The organism is Rhizobium azibense, from assembly GCF_004342325.1.
Taxonomy (GTDB): Bacteria; Pseudomonadota; Alphaproteobacteria; order Rhizobiales; family Rhizobiaceae; genus Rhizobium; species Rhizobium etli_B.
Window position 1 is genome coordinate 391,629 of sequence record NZ_SMBJ01000004.1, and the last position, 17,971, is coordinate 409,599.

Below are 17,971 nucleotides of genomic sequence, written 5' to 3' on the forward strand. Positions count from 1 at the left end.
GTCTCTTACTTGGCGCGCTTCAGCAGCCCCATCAGCCCGCCCCGCTTCGCCTTCTTGATCGCCACACGGCCGGTGACGATGTGTGCCAACTGAGAGAAGGTTTCGGCAGTCGGCGATTTCGGGTCCATCTCGGAGATCATGCGACCGCTATTGGCGGCATTGCCGAACAGAGCGACGTCGAAGGGAATGATCGCGATCGGCTCGATCTCGAGCGGTTCGCAGAAATCGGACGGGGCGATTTCCGGCCGTTTCGGCATGCCCACCTGGTTGAGGATCAGATGCGGCATCTTGTCGTTCGGGCGCAGCTTGCGCAGGGCATCGAGCATGTTCTTTGCATTGCGCAGGTTCGCAAGATCGGGAACGGCGCAGATAACGACCTCATCCACTGCAGCCAGGACCGAACGCGTCCATTCCGACCAGGCGTGCGGGACATCCAGTACCGTTACCGGCGCGCTGCGCTGCAGCACTTCAAGAACCGGCTGAAATGCCTGGCCATCGAAATCATAGGCGCGGTCGAGGAGCGAGGGTGCTGCAAGCAGCGACAGGTGTTCAGAACATTTCGTCAGCAGTCGGTCGAGAAAAACCTCGTCCAGCCGATCGGGAGCAAAGACCGCCTCTGCGATCCCCTGCGTCGGATCCTGGTCGAAATCGATATTTGCCGTGCCGTAAGGCAGATCGAGATCGGCAAGGATCGTCTCGGTCGAGAACAGATTGGAGATGCCGAAGGCGCAGTTGTGGGCGATCGTCGAGGCACCGGTGCCTCCCTTGGATCCGATGAAGGCAATGCTGCGGCCAAGCGGCTCGGCATCTGGGTCGACGAAGATCGACGCCAGGGCCATCATGACGTCCGGCATCGCGATCGGCTGAACCATGTATTCGGAAATGCCGTTGCGGATCAGCTCCCGGTAAAGCGCGATATCGTTGTAGTAACCGACGATAACGACCTTGGTGCTTGGATCGCAGACGGCCGCAAGCGGCGCAAGCTCCAGGAGAAGGCTTGCCGCATTGGCCTTTGTTTCGAGGATGATCAGATTTGGGGTCGGAGCGCTGGCGAACATGTTCGCAGCAGCCGCAATGCCGCCGCTGGTGATCCGCAGGCTGACCTTGGCCATCCGCCGATCGTTTCCGCAGCGCTCCATCACTCGCTGAAGCGCCTCGCTTTCGCAGAAGGCATGCACGGAAATCCGCGGCAGCGGCCGCATGTTTTCCAGCTCGCCCATGCGAACGGCGTCTTCGGCATGCTGCAGCTCCGTCGTGTTCTTGATCTCGTATTCGATCGGGCTCATCGTCTGGATCCGCTCCTCATTAGAATGTGTCTGAGTTGTTGTGCTCGAGGATGGTCCTGTATTCGCGATATTCGGTAATGGCGTCATTGCGGCGCGCAGCATCGATCGGCGTCATGCCGCGCGGCGCAATCAGATCTTCCGGATTGGCGATCTGTGCGGCCAGATTGTTCTGGGTAGCGCAGCCGAAATTGTAATAATTCTGGTTGTCGAAGCCGCCGCCGATATCCTTCGGCCATTGTCCGCACTGCGTGGTCATGGCCGTCATGCCCACGAAACTGAGGCGGATCGGCGCTGCATCGCCAGGAGCTGCCGAATAACTGGCATTGACGATCTTGGAGCTCGGTATCCCTCTCTTCGAGAGCTCGGCCCGCACCTGGCTCCGCAACTGGCTTGCGGCAGCCGAGTTTGGCGAACCTTGCGGGGCCATGACATAGACCGGGCCGGACGCCCGGGATGTATAATTGGCTGCAAAGCCGCGGATCATGTCGCGCTGGGCAATCGTCAAGCGCCGATCCGTCGTGGCAACCGGGAGGTCGACAGTCTGCTCGGCCTCGGCCACCACGATCGGATGGCGTTGGCGGTAGTCGTCGGGGATGCCGCCGGTCGTCAGATTGTCGCGTGGAGCCGCGCAGCCGGAAAGCATCGCGGCCGCAAGTGCCGCGCCAAGCATGGTCCATCGCATCGTGGATTTCGCGCCTTGAGCCATCGCCCGGTCACCATGTCGTTTCATCGTTTTCGATCCTGCGCCGCTCATTTGTAGATAAACCCAATGGAACCGTGGAATTGCGCGTCTGCCACCGGGGCTTCGCGCCGGCCATAAACCTTGTTGACACGGTTCATGAGGAACGCCTGGCCATCATGTTCCGGGCTGAAATTGTCATCCGGCCGGTTAAGCTCGTTGCGGGCGACGGGGCGTACCAGATAGGGGGTTGCGATAATGACAAGCTCGGTTTCTTCGCGCTGCACCGTCCTTTGGCGGAACAATGTCCCCAGCAGGGGGATCTTGTTCACACCCGGCGTGCCGTTCGACGTCTGCGAAACGTTGTCCCTGATGAGGCCGGCAAGCGCAATCGACCCCCCGGACGGCAGTTCGACGGATGTCTCGGCCGAACGCCGCTGATAGGTCGGCTGCGAACCCGAGACGGATGGGGCAGGCTCGGACACGTTGGTCACGATTTCAAGACTGATGCGCCCTGAGGAGAGGACAACCGGCTTGAAGGAAAGATTGATGCCGTAGTTGTAGGGGACAACGGTCACGTTGCCGTCGTTGTCGGTCGTAGAATAGAGAACCTGACCGCCCGAATTGAAGACGGCAGCCTGTCCGGAAATCGCCGTCAGCGTAGGCTCGGCGAGCGTTCTGACGACTTTGGCCTGCTCCAGCGCATTCAGATAGGTTGAGATGTCGTAGCGGCCGATCGAGGTCTTGAAGAGGGCTGCAAGTCCACCACCGAGCGTCGCAGCGGCGCCATCCGCAGCAGGCGAGCCCAGCTGCGCCACAGTCATACCAGAGGAATTGGATACAAGATTGTCGAAGCCGATCTGCTTCAGGATCTCGCGACGGACTTCGGCGATCGTCACCTTGAGCGTGACCTGGTCCTCGCCCTCGATCTGCAGCAGATTGACGACCTGCGATTGCTGGCGCGCCTCGGCGAAGATCGCGACATCGCCCTGTTGTGCGGTGCTAGCTGCCGTCTCGGTTCGCGTCGTCGCTTCGCCACCTGTGAGAAATGCCTGGGCAAGGTCGGCAGCCTGCTTGGCATCCTGCGGCGTGCGGACGGTGCCGGTCAGCACGATGTTGTCGGACACGATCTCGACCTTGATGTTGGAGTCGACGATGAAACGCCTCAGGTTCGTCTCGAGGCCGGAGACATCGCGCTCGATTTCGATGTCGAGGCTCACGACCTCCTGGCCATCACTTCCGAAAATGAAGATGTTCGTTTGACCGACCTTCTTGCCGAAGAGATAGATGCGGCGCGAGGTGCGCGTTACGGCATCGGCCATCGACGGATCGGAGACGAGAATATCATGCGCTTCTTCGGGCAGGTCGACGACGACCGCCTTGTTGAGCCCGAGTTTCAGCCGGCGGTGGGCGCCGGGACCCGTCCGCGAGATCTGGATGACGCCTTCCGAACCTGCATGCGCAGTCCCTGCGCCGACGAGTGGCGCGAAGCCGGGAGGCGTTAAGCCCGAAGCTGCGACCGTCAGTGTGAGAAAGCCTGCAAGGAAGGACTTGGTGCGCCGCATCATATTGACCATTACATTCCCCTCATTCGGCCTTTGGCGCACTGCTGTCTGTGACGATCGAACCGGACTTGATGACCTGAACCAGCGCGCTTCCATTGTCTCCGTTCAGGAGATAGTCGGCAGCGCTCGTATCCTGTTCCTGCGCGTCGGCTACTGAACGCAAGGCCAGCGACAGCTTGTCGGCCATCTGCTGCGCAACCGTCAGAACCTTGGTTTGATCGGGCGTCAGTTCGAGCGTCGCGGTGGTTCCAACGACAGATTTGGAACCATCGTCTTTCTCTTGAATCTGCTGATCGATGGCGAGAACGCGGACATTGCTCAGCACGGCTTCGGTCAGGAACTTGTCGCTTCCCTGCTCCCTGCGGACCATGATGACGTCGACACGGTCGTTCGGAAGGATGAAGCCGCCGGCGCCGGTTGCGACGGAAATTTCCGTTGCGACGGCGCGCTTGCCGGCGGGCAGAAGCGCCGAGAGGATGCGGCTGTTGGAGTCGGCGATTTTTTCAGCACGGATCGGCTCGCCCTCGAAGATCGGCAGGCGGATAACCGCGCCCAGCATATCCTTGACCGCATCCGGCTTGTCGGTTTCAGTGATGAAGCCCTGTACGACAGCGCCCTTGGGCCAGGCCATCCAGTGAACTGCCTTGTCGTCGATGCGGGCGCCAACCGGAAGATTGGCGCTCGAGACCAGCACGTTGACCGTCGGCTCTTTTTCGACGACCGATTGTACCTGCTTGACGACACCGCCCCGTCCGGCAAGCTGCATCGCCAGTAGACCGGCGAGGCCAGCGGCAACGACGGCCACTGAAAGTATTATCAAACGGGCGGGTTTCATTATTCAGTCCTCGGGAGACGGCATGTTCACCCGAAGAATGCTCAGAAATTGGTGTAATTATAGTTAACGGAACACTTACAACTTAAGTTAACGGACGTTTAAATCACCGTTACTTCAGCGATTCCAGCGCACCGTTCAATATTGGCGAACTCGGGAAGGCCATGAAGCCGCCAATGGCGATCGCGATACCGTAGGGAATTTTCTTTGCAAGCAGAAGTGAATTGGGAACAGGCAGACCGATGGCAAGGATCGTATTGGTCTGGGTACGCAGGAGAAGAATGAGAAAGGCGAGGAGGCCGCCGAGGAGACCTACAGTGGTGACGAACAACAGAAGCGATTGATTGAAGCCGAACCACATGGCCGCAGCACTCAACAGTTTTGCATCGCCCCCACCCATCACGTTAAGGGCAAACAGCACGAAGCAGGCAAGAAATACAATGAACCCCGCAAGGAGGTGCATGCCGATGGCAGCAAGCGGCATGCCAGACAGCAAAGTGATGATGGGAAACGCAGCAATCAAAATGAGCGACACACGATTGGGGATCGTCATCGTGAACAGATCGGAAAATGCCGCCATGGCCAAGCACAGAGGAAGGGTCAGGAATATGGCAGCTTCCAGCATCGGGGCTTCTCCACTCGGCAGAAAAATAAAAACCGCTCATATGAGCGGTTTTCGCTTGCTTGAGCATAGCAAGAATAGTCAGGATTACTGGGTCTGAGCTTCCGCGTCGACCATCTTATCCGAGATATTCTGGAACGTGTTGTTCAGCGAGTTGCCGAGGGTGGTTGCACCGGCGATAAGCGCTACGGAAATCAGCGCTGCGATCAGGCCGTATTCGATTGCGGTCGCGCCGGATTCGTCCTTCAGAAAACGGCTAAAAAGCTTGGTCATGATTACTCCTAACTCCAGTTGAGGTTCAGCACGTCCGCCAACTGTTGCCGTTGATCGGATGCCACAACCTAGCGAGGGGCTGTTTCAATCGGCTTAAGGAAGAGGGTTACCAGATCGTAAATGCTAAAGTAAAAACTTCCATGGTAAGCATTTCGTTACTCGGATATATTCAAATTTATCTATGTCGGAAATCCTTTAGAACACAGATCTTCGGGATGAACCAATACATTACATAAGCTGCGCCATTACTGATCATCCTGCCACCGTCAATCCTCCTTGCCTGACCCGATTTGAACAAACACGTGCCGCCATCATGCAGGACCGGCAATTCTTAAAGCTTCATTCACCATTTTTTTCCATTGTATCTTGAGATTTCCACCGGACTATGATCCGGATCCAATAAAAGAGAACGCTATGCCATCGAGCGGCAAGACCATCTCCTTTACCGCGGCTGCCATCCTCGTGCTTTGCGGGCTGCAGGCTCCCGTGCGCGCCGAGGATGACGTGCTGCGCGTCTATATGGATCACGCGCGTGTTTTGAAGCTCGACCGGCCAGCCAGCAAAGTGATCATCGGCAATTCCAAGGTCGCCGACGCCACCGTTGCCGACCCAAAGACGATCGTGCTGACAGGCCGCAGTTTCGGGACGACCAATCTCGTTCTGCTCGATGTCGACGGCAATGCGATCCTCGACGAGACAGTCCTCGTTTCCATCGACGAAGGCAACACCGTTCGTGTCTATCGGCAGACCGATCGTTCCGTCCTTTCCTGCACACCGAACTGCGAACAGCACACGCAGCAGAACAATGCGGCAGATGCCGGCGGCTGATCGTCGTCATCCATTAAACTGTTGACCCGCCATGAAACGGAAAATCAACGAACATACTTTACGATCGCTGCATGAACGTTCCATCGGACGGCCCCGTCGCGGCCAATGATCATCAGGCAGACAGAACCTGCATGCCGGCCGGCCGGCAGGGCAAATGGCTAGCTCTTGCGCGCTCGCGCGACGGATCGGCGGCGATAGAATTTGCGCTGCTGGCCATTCCCTATTTCATGGTGATCTTCGCAATCCTGGAGACCTTCATCGCCTTCGCCGCGGAAGAACTGGTCTCCAACGCCGTCGATACCATGAGCCGCAAGCTGCGGACCGGACAGATCACCAATGTCGTCGGGCAGACCACCTATAAGGACCGCACGGCATTCCGGCAGGAATTTTGCGAGGAAGTCTCGATCCTGATCCAGTGCTCCGACAGCGAAATCGCCACGCCGAACAAGCTTTGGCTCGATATCCGCACATTCAGCAAGTTTTCCGATATCCCCGTTACCATTCCGATGAACGCAACGGGCCTCGATACGACCGCAATGCAATATTCGCCCGGCGGGTCAGGCGCGATCAACATGGTTCGCGCCTATTACCACTGGCAGGTCGTTACCGATCTTATCCGGCCCTATATCACTCCATATCGCACGACCGACGGATCGAGGCTGAACGATTACCTTATCGTCGCCACAGCCGCCTTCCAGAACGAGCAATACTGATGGCGGCGAGCAAAACCCTGATCAGGCTGAAAGACAAGCTCGTCCGGTTCGGGCGCGATCGAAGTGGCGTTGGTGCAATCGAATTTGCGATCCTCTTTCCCGTCCTGGTGATGCTTTATATCGGCGCCTTCGAGATCACGATCGGGTTGAATGTCAGCAAACGCACCAGCCGCGCTGCCGGCTCGATCGCAGACCTGATCACGCAGCAGCAGAACGTCACCAAAAGTTCGCTGAGCGAGATCAGCTCTGTTGCCGGCGGGATTTTCGCTCCCTTCGGTACGACCGGTATGCAGATCAAAGTGACCGGCATCACCATCGATGCTGGTGCCAATGCCAAGGTTTTATGGTCTTGGGCAAACGACGCGACGACGGCGCCATACGCGGCCAATTCCGCCGTTACGGGCATTCCGGCCGACATGCAGAAGGCAGATAGCTTTCTCGTGCGGGCCGATCTCAGCGTTCCCTACACGCTGTTTGCGTTCGGCCGTGATTTTCTTCCAGGCGACATCCAGGAACTCACCATTCGCCGCACCTACTATTACCGCCAGCGACAGGGCGACAATGTCGCCTGCAACGATTGCTGATCGCAATCCATTGAAATTTGCCAAGCCCGCGGCGGCATTATATGCCTGAGCCGAATTGCGGCTCTTGGCCGCCCAGCTTGATGGTTTGCGATGGCACGTGCATTTCTCTTCGTTCTTGATTCCTTCGGCGTCGGCGGCGGGCCGGATGCGGCACAGTATGGCGACGAAGGTTCGGACACGCTTGGCCATATCGCGGAATTTTGCGCAGCCGGGGCTGCCGACAGGCAAGGCTTGCGGTCCGGCCCGCTTTCGCTTCCCAATTTGTCGGCACTCGGCCTGATGCAGATTGCCAGAACCGCAACCGGGCGTGCTCCAGCCGGTATGCCGGTTCCAGATAAAGTCTACGGCATCCATGGCTGCGCCAACGAGATCTCCCGCGGCAAGGATACGCCGTCCGGCCATTGGGAAATCGCGGGAACACCGGTGACATTCGACTGGGGCTATTTTCCCACCGAAGGCGAGGCCTTTCCGTCGCAGTTTATCGAGGCGCTCTGCAACGCGGCGGAGGTCCCGGGCATTCTCGGCAATTGTCACGCCTCAGGCACGGAAATAATAGCTCGGCTCGGCGAGGAGCATATCCGCACCGGCAAGCCAATCTGCTATACCTCGTCCGATTCCGTTTTTCAGGTCGCGGCCCACGAGACCCATTTCGGTCTCGACCGGCTGCTCGGCTTTTGCCGCATCGCCCGCACACTCCTCGACAGCCACAACATAGGCCGGGTGATCGCCCGGCCCTTCGTCGGCGAGAGGCCCTCAACATTCGAGCGCACCGGCAACCGCCGCGATTTCTCGGTGCCGCCGCCGGAGCCGACGTTGCTCGATCGTCTCGTCAATGCGCAGCGCAAGGTTCATGCCATCGGCAAGATCGGCGATATCTTCGCCCATCAGGGTGTTTCCAGGGTCATCAAGGCGAACGGCAATGATGCACTGATGGACGCGTCGCTCGCCGCAATGGAAGCGGCCGAAGACGGCGACCTGGTCTTCACCAATTTCGTCGATTTCGACATGGTCTACGGCCACCGGCGCGATGTGGCTGGCTATGCTGCCGCGCTCGAAGCCTTCGATGCGCGGCTGCCGGACGTGCACCGCAAGCTTGCACCCGGCGATCTCGTCGTCCTTACGGCCGACCACGGCTGCGATCCAACCTGGCGGGGCACGGATCACACGCGCGAGCGCGTGCCGATCATCGCCTACGGGCCGGGTTTGAAGTCGCGCGATATCGGCATTCGCAGCACATATGCCGATGTCGGCGAGACGGTTGCCCGCCATCTCGGCATCGCAGCCGGACCGCATGGGAGAAGCTTTCTGTGACATCACATTTGAAGAAGGTCGAGCTGCATTGCCATCTGGAGGGCGCGGCACCTCCGGCGCTGACTGAAGCGCAGGCGCAAAAATACAATACCGACATCAGCGCTTATCTCCGCGACGGAACATATGTCTGGCATGATTTTGCGAGTTTCCTCGAATGCTATGACAAGGTCTCCGAGGTCTACAAGACCGACGAAGACTATGCGCTCCTCACCGAGACCTACCTGCAGGAGCTTGCGGGGATCGGTACGATCTATAGCGAACTTATCGTTTCGCCCGACCACGGCGATCGTATCGGGCTTGGGGCAGACGCCTATATCGCCGGCATCTGCGAAGGCATTCGCCAGGCCAAGGCAAAAAGTGGCATTGAAGCGCGGCTCATCGTAACCGGCGAGCGGCATTTCGGGCCTGAGCGCGTGATCGCCGCTGCGAAATACGCGGCAAAGGCCGACAACCCGCTGATCACCGGCTTCAACCTGGCTGGCGAGGAGCGCATGGGGCGCGTTGCAGATTATGCCCAGGCCTTCGATATCGCCCGTGACGCAGGCCTTGGCCTCACCATTCACGCCGGCGAAGTCTGCGGCGCCTTCAGCGTCTCCGATGCGCTCGACGTCGTGCGTCCATCGCGCATCGGCCATGGTGTTCGTGCAATCGAGGACGCCGACCTCGTCAGGCGGCTTGCCGATCTCGGCACAGTTCTCGAGGTTTGCCCCGGCTCCAATATTGCGCTGAACGTCTTTCCCGATTTCGCTTCCCATCCCCTGCGCAAGTTCAAGGAAACAGGCGTTCGCGTGACGATCAGTTCCGACGACCCGCCCTTTTTTCATACTTCGTTGAAGCGCGAGTATGAGCTCGCCGCCGATGCGTTCGGTTTCAGCGACAAAGAAATCAACGAACTGACGCGGACCGGCATCGAAGCGGCTTTCGTTGATGAAAAAACCCGCATGGCGCTGCTCGCCCTCATTTGAACCGCCCGGGCCTGAAGATCATCCCATGAAAATCGCCTCCACTCTTGCAGTTGAGGCGCTTTCCGTGAAAGAAACGTCCGATAAGAACAATTAAAGGAAGGCCCGGCCATGGAAGGCGTCATCGTCATCGATCACCCGCTCGTGCAGCACAAACTCACCATCATGCGGCGCAAGGAGACATCGACGGGCAGTTTTCGCAGGCTGCTTCGCGAGATCTCGACGCTGCTCTGCTACGAGGTGACGCGCGATCTCGAACTGACGATGGAAACCATTGAAACGCCCCTTCAGACAATGGAATCGCCTATCCTGGAAGGCAAGAAGCTCGTCTTCGCCTCGATCCTGCGCGCCGGCAATGGCTTGCTCGAAGGCATGCTCGACCTCGTGCCTTCTGCCCGCGTTTCCCATATCGGTGTCTATCGCGATCACGAAACGCTGCAGCCTGTGGAATATTACTTCAAGGCGCCGGAGGACGTGGCAGAGCGTCTTATCATCGTCGTCGATCCGATGCTCGCGACCGGCAATTCCTCGATTGCGGCGATCGACAAGCTGAAGGAACGGGGCGCACATAATATCCGCTTCCTCTGCCTGCTCGCTGCTCCGGAAGGCATCAAGAATTTCCGTTCGGCGCATCCCGATGTGCCGGTCTTCACGGCAGCGATAGACAGCCATCTCAACGAGAAGGGCTATATCGTGCCTGGACTAGGCGATGCGGGCGACCGCATGTACGGGACGAAGTAACTTCAGCTTTCCTTTACCAAGTCCTTGGATATAGAAGGCCCGGAGCACGGATCCGGGCCATTTTAACTTCGCCATTAGCGACTTGTCAGCAAATGCGGCGTAGCGGTCTTGAAGTCTCAAACCCGCATGAGGCGTGGTTCATACAGGCAGGATTTCCGTTCATGCTCATGCGTATCGCCATTTTCGCGAGCATTATCGCCGCATTCGCCACGCAAGTCCCCTCGTTCTTCGAAAGCGGCCAACCGGCTACCGAGACCGCTTCGGCCAACATTGTCTCAACCGCCACTGAACAGCCTGTGACACCCGCCCCGGCTCCTGGTAACGGCCGCATGCGCCTTCAGGCCAATGCGCAGGGGCACTATACAGGCGACTTCAAGATCAACGGCAGACCCGTGAAGGGACTGATCGATACCGGCGCGACCTATGTGGCGCTGAACGAAAGCCTTGCCCGCCGTCTCGGCTACAGTGCCAATCAGCTCGACTTCCGGCATACAGTAAATACGGCCAACGGCCAGACCAAGGCCGCACATGTCACACTCGATCGCATGGAAATCGGCGGCATCCGCGTGCAGGGCGTGGAGGCTTTCGTGCTCAATGATGATGCACTTTCGACAACTCTGGTCGGCATGAGTTTCCTGAAGAAACTGGAGTCTTATTCCTTTGCGGACGGCTCGCTCAATCTGAAGCAATAATCAAATGCGGTCGGAAACAACCGGCGGCAACGAAGGCGTCTTGCCGTGGATGCGGTAGCTTGACGCGATCGAGGCTGCCGCCTTTTGCGCCGCCGCCTCGCTTGCAGCATGCACGATCGCGAGCCTATCGCCCTTGTCGACGCGCGTGCCGAGCGGCAGCAGAGCCGAGAAGCCGACCCGATGGTCGATCTTGTCTTCCGGACGGCGTCGCCCGCCGCCGAGATCGATAACGGCCAAGCCGATCTCGCGAGCATCGCAAGCTGAAAGCCATCCGCTCTCACTTACGAGAACCGGCATTTCGATTGGCGCTTTGACCAGATATCTCGCGGGCTTGTCGACAAAATCCGCCGGGCCGCCCAGCATATGCACCATGCGGGAAAAAATCTCGGCCGCCTTGCCAGAGGCCAGCGCCTCACGGGCTTTCACTTCGCCGTCTTGCAAAGACGGGCAAATGCCGGAGCTCACCAGCATCTCGGCTGCGAAAGCCACAACGACGGTCTCCAGCCGGGTTCCAGCTTTTTTTCCGGACAGGAAATCCAGGCAGTTCCATATTTCAACGGCGTTTCCCGCTGCGTCTGCCAGCGGCTGGTTCATATCGGTGATCAACGCGGTGGTCTTGATCCCTGCCCCATTTGCCACATCCACCAGAGACTGCGCCAAAAGCTTTGCCTGCGCGTGATCTGCCATGAAGGCGCCGTTACCGGTTTTCACGTCGAGCACCAAGGTCTGAAGCCCGGCGGCGAGTTTCTTGGAGAGGATGGAGGCCGTGATCAGCGGGATGGAATCGACCGTCGCCGTGACATCGCGCACGGCGTATAGTTTGCCGTCGGCAGGCGCCAACGAGCTCGTCTGTCCGATGATGGCGCAGCCAGCTTGGCTGACGACGTTGCGGAAGAGTGCTGGATCCGGCGTAATTTCATAGCCGGGAATGGATTCCAGCTTGTCGAGCGTTCCCCCGGTGTGACCGAGGCCGCGACCGGAAATCATCGGTACAGCAAGCCCGCAGGCAGCCGCAATCGGCGCCAGCATCAGAGAAACATTATCGCCGACGCCGCCGGTTGAATGCTTGTCGACGATCGGGCGATCGATCCCGGGCCACGTCAGCACGTCGCCTGAGCGTGCCATGGCGAGCGTCAGCGCGACGGTCTCACCGCGCGACATGCCCCTGAACCAGACGGCCATCGCAAATGCGCCGATCTGCCCCTCTGATAACTTACCGGCGGAAAGCGCCGTAATGAACGACTGGATCTCATCCGTGGAAAGGACATCGCCGTTCCGCTTTCGCCGGATGATCTCCTGCGGGATCATGCTCAATAGCTCGAGGCCTTGGCGGGCGCCGACTGGGCGCCGCTGAGAACAGCGAGAATGTCATCGAGCAGGCCGGAGGCCCCGAAACGGAAGGTAGACGGCATCGGCCAGTCCGGCGTCATGATCGTTTCGGCAAGGCTGAGATAAAGGGCGGCATCGGCGACGGAGCCGATGCCGCCGGCCGGCTTGAAGCCAACCTTGCGGCCGCTGTGACGGATCGCGCGGATCATGATATCTGCTGCTTCGAGCGTCGCGTTCACGGCTACCTTGCCGGTGGATGTCTTGATGAAATCCGCGCCCGCGTCGATTGCAAGTTCGGAGGCGCGCCGAATGAGGCCAGGGTCCTTGATCTCACCCGTCTCCAGGATGACTTTCAACAATACGCCGCCGGTGCATTCAGCGCGCACCGCTGTCACCATGTCGACGACGGCCTTTTCGTCACCTTCGCGGAATTTCCGATAGGGGATCACCAGATCTATTTCATCTGCACCGTCTGCAATTGCCTCCCGGGTTTCAGCGGCGACATCGGCCACTTCCATCTCGCCGGACGGGAAATTGACAACCGTTGCAATTCGGACCGCATGGCCTTTGCCAAGAACCATGCGGGCATGGGCCACGAAGCGTGGCCAGATGCAGATCGCGGCACTATTGCCGTAGGGAGTCTGCGCGCGGGCGCAAAGCGTATCAATCTGCTCCTGCGTGCAATCGTCCTTCAGATTGGTGAGATCAAGCAGCGACAGCGCGACCGCTGCCGTCTCTTTCTGCGAGTAGTTATTCATTATTGCTTCCTCCACCCGCAATCGTTTCCTTCAAGATTGCGGCGAGACGCGCGCCGCCGACGGGCGCCATGTCTTTTGTTTCTTCGTGGCTGAGTTCGGAACCCGTCATACCAGCTCCATAATTGGTGATTACCGAAGCTGCGGCAACCCTTAAACCCAGCATGCGGGCGATGATGACCTCCGGTACGGTCGACATGCCGACAGCATCCGCGCCTAAAATCCGCGCCATGCGGATTTCCGCAGGCGTTTCAAAGCTTGGTCCCGAAAACCACATATAGACGCCGTGAAAGAGCTTGATGCCAAGCTTCTCGGCCGCCTTGCGCATCGATGAGGAAAGATCACCATCATAGGCGCTCGTCATGCCGACGAAGCGGCGGTCGCTTTCCTCGCCGATGAGAGGATTCATGCCGGAATAATTGATGTGGTCGGTAATCTGCATAACCGAGCCCGGCGCCATCTCCTCAAGTAGCGAGCCTGCGGAATTGGTAAGAAACAGCGATTGCACGCCAAGGCCCTTCAGCACCTCGATCGGCAGCCGCATGGCGTCGGCATCGCCCTTTTCGTAGTAATGGACGCGGCCCGACAGCATGATGACAGGCACGCCGCCGAGACGACCGGCAACGACCTCGCCCGCATGCCCGGAGACGGCGCTGACAGGAAAGCCCGGCAGATCCCGATAGGGAATGCGCACTGCATCCGTCAGTTCGCTTACCAGCGAGCCAAGGCCCGAGCCGAGCACGATGCCGTGTCGGGGCACGAGCCCACCGAGTTTGCCGACGAGCAGATCGATGGCGGCCTTCATCCGAGTTCGGTCTCGAAGCTGAAGGGAAGAAGTTCTTCCATCGTCATGGCCTTCTTCACGCCCGTCTCGTCGCAAAGATAAATCTTCGTATCTCTCGACGCAAACTCAGAGATCTTCTGCCGGCAGCCGCCGCAAGGCGGGCAAAGCGGCAGCTTTTCGGCAATGACCGCCATTTCGACGATTTTCTTCGCTCCGCCCATGATCATGGCGCTGATGGCCGTCGGCTCGGCACACCAACCCTGCGGGAAGGAGAGGTTTTCGATATTGGCACCGGTATAGATCTTGCCGTCCTCGGCGCGGATCGCCGCTCCGACCGGGAATTTTGAATAAGGCGCGTGGGCAAAGGCCATCGCACCACGGGCGGCTTTAAAAAGGTCGTGCGACATATTTCAACGCTCCTTCGTATAGGGGACCCCACCGGCCTTCGGCGGAGTTGCAACGCCGATGAATCCAGCAAGCAAGATACAGGTGAGAATATACGGCAGAGCCTGGAATATCTGCACCGGCACTGCGCCGATCAGCGGCACCTGCTTGCCCTGCATGAAATTGGCAAGTGCATCGAGGAAGCCGAAGAGCAGGCAGGCGAACATCACAGGCACCGGTTTCCATTTCGCGAAGACCAGCGCGGCAAGGGCGATATAACCCTTGCCCGCCGACATGTCCTTGATGAAGGCTGCCGACTGGGCGATCGCCAGATAGGTGCCCGAGAAGCCGCAGAGAACGCCGGCGCACATGACGGCACGGTAGCGCAGCCAACTGACCGAGATACCGGCTGTATCAACCGCTCCTGGATTTTCGCCGACGGCGCGAAGGCGCAGCCCAAAGCGCGTCCGGTAGAGGATCCACCACGAAAGCGGAACTGCCAGGAATGCGAGGTAGGTCAAAATGTTGTTGCCGGAGATCACGTTCGAATAGAGCGGACCGATGATCGCAACCTCGCGGATCGCATCTGCGCCCGGAAGCGTAATTGGCGAGAACCGGCTTGCGGGGGATAGCTGCGGCGTGCGGCCGCCCTGACCGAACCAGGCCTGGCCAAGCACAATGGTGATACCGGCGATGAAAAAATTGATGGCAACGCCCGAGATAATCTGATTGCCCCGATTGGTGATCGATGCAAAGCCGTGCACCAAACTCAGCGAGACAGAGCACAGGATGCCCGCGACGAGGCCGAGCCAGGCCGAGTCGGTGATGTATGCAACGCAGGCGGCGGCAAAGGCCGCGCCCAGCATCTTGCCTTCCAGACCGATGTCGAAGACGCCGGCGCGTTCGGAAAAGAGGCCGGCAAGGGCAGTAAAGATCAACGGGATCGAGAGTCGGATCGTCGAACTTAGAACGTTGATCAGGATGTCGTAGTAATCCATCGTCCGCCCCTCACTTGACCTTGAACTGTTGGTAGACGTGGACGAGCGCCGGGCGGAACATGTACTCGAGCGCGCCCGCAAAGAGAATAACCAGACCTTGAATCACAAGGATCATTTCGCGGGTAATGTTCGGCATCTCGAAGGAGATCCAGTCGCCGCCCTGATAGAGGATTCCGAAAAGGATCGCCGAGAAGATGATCCCCACGGGATGATTGCGTCCCATCAGCGAGACGGCAATTCCGACGAAGCCGGCGCCGCCGACGAACTCGACCTGCAGGCGCGCTGAAGAGCCCATGACCGGGTTCAGCGCCATCATGCCGGCCAGCGCGCCAGAGAGCAGCATGGCGATCATGACCGTGCGGGCATAGGGAATGCCTGCATAGGAGGCGGCAGTGGGGCTTGCGCCGAGCGTGCGCATCTCAAATCCAAGCTTCGTTCGCCAGACGAGCAGCCAGACGAAGTAGGCGGCGACAAGGGCGATGATGAAGGAGACATTGAACGGCGCGGCCCCGAGCTTCGCACCGAACAGGTTCATCACCCATCCGAGCTTCGGCAACTGGCCCCCGTCGAGGAAGGTGCGCGTTTCCGGCGCCATCTTGCCGGGCACGATCAGCACGTGGACCAGCAGATAAACCATCAGCGCCGCGCCGATGTAATTGAACATGATGGTCGTGATGACGATGTGGCTGCCGCGTTTTGCCTGGAGGAAGGCCGGAATGGATGCCCATGCAGCGCCGAAAAGGCCGGCGCCGACAACGGCAACCGGCATCGTGACATACCAGGGAACGAAGCGGTCGAGCGCCAGCGCAACCAGTGCGCAACCAAGGCCCCCGAGATAGGCCTGACCTTCCGAGCCGATGTTGAAGAGACCGGCATGGATCGCAACCGCGACCGAAAGGCCCGTGAAAATGAAGCTTGTGGCGTAATAAAGCGTGAACCCGATGCCTTCGCCGCTGCCGAGCGCACCCTCGATCAGCAAGGAAAGAGCACCAAGCGGGCTTTCGCCGATCAGCCAGACGACAACGCCGGAGATCAGGAATGCAACGATCAGGTTCAAAACCGGGATGAGACCGTAGGTGATCCAGTTTGGAAGAGAAACGGAAGCAGTGCTCATTAAGGCCTCACGCGGCAATGCCGGCCATCATCAGGCCGAGGGTCTGTTCACCGGCATCGGGCGTCTTCTCGCCGACGACATGGCCGGCAAACATGACAAGGATACGGTCTGAAAGGGCGCGGATTTCATCGAGCTCGACGGAGACGAGCAGGATCGCCTTGCCCGCGTCGCGCATCTCGATGATGCGGCGGTGGATGAACTCGATGGCGCCGATATCGACGCCGCGCGTCGGCTGGCCAATGATGAGCACGGCAGGGTCGCGCTCGATTTCGCGGGAAACAACGATCTTCTGCTGGTTGCCGCCCGAGAAATTGGCCGTCTTCAGCCGCGGGTTCGGCGGACGAATGTCGTATTTCTCGATCTTCTCCATGGCATCCTTGCGGATCGCATCGAGGTCAAGCAGCGGTCCTCTGCTGTAGGCAGGCTTGCGGTGATAGCCGAGAACCGAATTCTCGTATTCCTCGAACTTCAGCACCAGACCCATGTGGTGGCGGTCTTCGGGAATATGGGCGAGCCCCAGCTCGCGCAGCCGCGCCGCGTCGGCCTTGTCGATCGGCTGGCCATCAAGGAAAATCTCGCCGGAATGCGGCTTGCGGATGCCCGCGATCGCCTCCAGCAGCTCCGACTGGCCGTTGCCCGCTACGCCTGCAATACCGACGATCTCGCCGGCCCGGACATCGAAGGAGACGTTGTCGACCATGGTCACGCCGCGATTGTCCTTGACTGTCAGGTTTCGCACCGACAGCAGCACATCGCCGGGCGTTGCCTCGCCCTTCTGGACGCGCAAAAGTACACGGCGCCCCACCATGAGTTCGGCAAGTTCTTCGACCGTCGTTTCCGCCGTCTTACGGGTCGCCACCATCTCGCCGCGGCGCATCACCGAGACGGTGTCGGTGATGGCCATGATTTCACGCAGCTTGTGCGTGATGAGGATGACGGTCTTGCCCTGGTCACGCAGCACCTTGAGGATGCGGAACAGGTGGTCGGCTTCAGCCGGCGTCAGGACACCTGTCGGCTCGTCGAGGATCAGGATTTCAGCGCCACGATACATGGCCTTGAGGATCTCGACCCGCTGCTGCAGGCCGACCGGGAGCTGCTCGATCAGCGCATCCGGATTGACCTCGAGGCCATATTCCTTCTCCAGCCGTTTCAATTCGGCGCGAGCAGACGCCACGCCTTTTGCCAGAAGTGCGCCGCCTTCGGCGCCGAGCATGACGTTTTCCAGGACCGTGAAATTATCGACTAGCATGAAGTGCTGGTGGACCATGCCGATACCAGTCGCGATCGCCGCCTGGCTGTCGCGGATGGTCACCGGCGTGCCGTTGACGCGGATCTCTCCGGCATCGGCATGATAAAAACCGTAGATGATCGACATCAACGTCGATTTACCGGCACCGTTTTCCCCGATAATCCCGTGGATCGTGCCCTTGGCGACGGTAAGGTTGATGTCCTTGTTTGCGTGAACGGCACCGAATTTCTTATCGATGCCCACAAGTTCAATAGCGGGCGTGTCTGTCAC

20 protein-coding genes are annotated in these 17,971 nt (G+C 59.3%); 7 read left to right on the forward strand and 13 right to left on the reverse strand.

Annotation, left to right across the window (positions count from 1 at the left end; translation table 11 throughout):
• Positions 1-5 precede the first annotated feature (5 nt).
• The 6 genes from EV130_RS12375 to EV130_RS12400 all read right to left on the reverse strand — a co-directional run bounded on the left by EV130_RS12375 (position 6) and on the right by EV130_RS12400 (position 5,257).
• The gene (locus tag EV130_RS12375; protein ID WP_132660462.1) at positions 6-1,286 is read right to left on the reverse strand and encodes a CpaE/TadZ family protein; all 1,281 of its coding nucleotides are present in this window, start codon (positions 1,284-1,286) and stop codon (positions 6-8) included.
• A gap of 19 nt (positions 1,287-1,305) precedes the next feature.
• A complete protein-coding gene (locus tag EV130_RS12380) occupies positions 1,306-2,040 on the reverse strand; it encodes a CpaD family pilus assembly protein (protein ID WP_132660464.1) in 735 nt (244 codons plus the stop codon).
• Positions 2,037-3,542, reverse strand: a complete 1,506-nt coding sequence (locus tag EV130_RS12385) for a type II and III secretion system protein family protein (RefSeq protein WP_132660466.1) — start codon at positions 3,540-3,542, stop codon at positions 2,037-2,039. Before EV130_RS12385 ends, EV130_RS12380 begins: the two co-directional genes overlap by 4 nt.
• A gap of 10 nt (positions 3,543-3,552) precedes the next feature.
• A complete protein-coding gene (gene cpaB / locus EV130_RS12390; RefSeq protein ID WP_132660468.1) occupies positions 3,553-4,365 on the reverse strand; it encodes a Flp pilus assembly protein CpaB in 813 nt (270 codons plus the stop codon).
• Positions 4,366-4,474: 109 nt separating this feature from the next.
• Entirely contained in the window at positions 4,475-4,987 is a 513-nt protein-coding gene (locus EV130_RS12395; protein ID WP_132660470.1) for an A24 family peptidase, read from the reverse strand.
• A gap of 84 nt (positions 4,988-5,071) precedes the next feature.
• Complete coding sequence (locus tag EV130_RS12400; protein WP_132660472.1) at positions 5,072-5,257, reverse strand: Flp family type IVb pilin; 186 nt, start codon at positions 5,255-5,257, stop codon at positions 5,072-5,074.
• A 414-nt stretch (positions 5,258-5,671) separates the two neighbouring features.
• Between EV130_RS12400 and EV130_RS12405 the strand changes: the two genes are divergently transcribed.
• The 7 genes from EV130_RS12405 to EV130_RS12435 all read left to right on the forward strand — a co-directional run bounded on the left by EV130_RS12405 (position 5,672) and on the right by EV130_RS12435 (position 11,088).
• Entirely contained in the window at positions 5,672-6,085 is a 414-nt protein-coding gene (locus tag EV130_RS12405; protein WP_132660474.1) for a pilus assembly protein N-terminal domain-containing protein, read from the forward strand.
• A gap of 131 nt (positions 6,086-6,216) precedes the next feature.
• A complete protein-coding gene (locus tag EV130_RS12410) occupies positions 6,217-6,798 on the forward strand; it encodes a TadE/TadG family type IV pilus assembly protein (RefSeq protein WP_074063005.1) in 582 nt (193 codons plus the stop codon).
• Positions 6,798-7,382 carry a TadE/TadG family type IV pilus assembly protein gene (locus tag EV130_RS12415; protein WP_132660476.1) on the forward strand — a complete coding sequence of 195 codons (585 nt, stop codon included), beginning with the start codon at positions 6,798-6,800 and terminating at the stop codon, positions 7,380-7,382. Before EV130_RS12410 ends, EV130_RS12415 begins: the two co-directional genes overlap by 1 nt.
• A 90-nt stretch (positions 7,383-7,472) precedes the next feature.
• Positions 7,473-8,693 (forward strand): phosphopentomutase, encoded by a 1,221-nt coding sequence (locus EV130_RS12420; RefSeq protein WP_132660478.1) that lies wholly within the window; start codon positions 7,473-7,475, stop codon positions 8,691-8,693.
• Positions 8,690-9,658: an adenosine deaminase gene (locus EV130_RS12425; protein WP_132551345.1), complete on the forward strand. Its 969-nt coding sequence runs from the start codon at positions 8,690-8,692 to the stop codon at positions 9,656-9,658. Before EV130_RS12420 ends, EV130_RS12425 begins: the two co-directional genes overlap by 4 nt.
• A 108-nt stretch (positions 9,659-9,766) precedes the next feature.
• Positions 9,767-10,396 carry a uracil phosphoribosyltransferase gene (gene upp / locus EV130_RS12430; protein WP_074059816.1) on the forward strand — a complete coding sequence of 210 codons (630 nt, stop codon included), beginning with the start codon at positions 9,767-9,769 and terminating at the stop codon, positions 10,394-10,396.
• Positions 10,397-10,557: 161 nt separating this feature from the next.
• Positions 10,558-11,088, forward strand: a complete 531-nt coding sequence (locus EV130_RS12435; protein ID WP_132660480.1) for a retropepsin-like aspartic protease family protein — start codon at positions 10,558-10,560, stop codon at positions 11,086-11,088.
• Here EV130_RS12435 and deoA read toward each other — a convergent pair whose 3' ends face one another.
• The 7 genes from deoA to EV130_RS12470 are packed head-to-tail and all read right to left on the reverse strand — an operon-like array spanning position 11,089 to position 17,971.
• On the reverse strand, positions 11,089-12,396 hold the full coding sequence (gene deoA, locus EV130_RS12440) for a thymidine phosphorylase (RefSeq protein ID WP_132660482.1): 1,308 nt from the start codon (positions 12,394-12,396) through the stop codon (positions 11,089-11,091).
• Between the two features lie 2 nt (positions 12,397-12,398).
• A complete protein-coding gene (gene deoC / locus EV130_RS12445; protein ID WP_074059813.1) occupies positions 12,399-13,175 on the reverse strand; it encodes a deoxyribose-phosphate aldolase in 777 nt (258 codons plus the stop codon).
• Positions 13,168-13,977 (reverse strand): purine-nucleoside phosphorylase, encoded by an 810-nt coding sequence (locus EV130_RS12450; protein ID WP_132551352.1) that lies wholly within the window; start codon positions 13,975-13,977, stop codon positions 13,168-13,170. Before EV130_RS12450 ends, deoC begins: the two co-directional genes overlap by 8 nt.
• Positions 13,974-14,363 carry a cytidine deaminase gene (locus tag EV130_RS12455; protein ID WP_074059811.1) on the reverse strand — a complete coding sequence of 130 codons (390 nt, stop codon included), beginning with the start codon at positions 14,361-14,363 and terminating at the stop codon, positions 13,974-13,976. The genes EV130_RS12450 and EV130_RS12455 overlap by 4 nt, the downstream gene beginning before the upstream one ends.
• 3 nt (positions 14,364-14,366) lie before the next feature.
• The gene (locus EV130_RS12460; protein WP_074059810.1) at positions 14,367-15,338 is read right to left on the reverse strand and encodes an ABC transporter permease; all 972 of its coding nucleotides are present in this window, start codon (positions 15,336-15,338) and stop codon (positions 14,367-14,369) included.
• 10 nt (positions 15,339-15,348) lie between these two features.
• Positions 15,349-16,452, reverse strand: coding sequence for an ABC transporter permease (locus EV130_RS12465; protein ID WP_074059809.1), 1,104 nt, complete (start codon positions 16,450-16,452; stop codon positions 15,349-15,351).
• 7 nt (positions 16,453-16,459) lie between these two features.
• Entirely contained in the window at positions 16,460-17,971 is a 1,512-nt protein-coding gene (locus tag EV130_RS12470; RefSeq protein WP_074070113.1) for an ABC transporter ATP-binding protein, read from the reverse strand.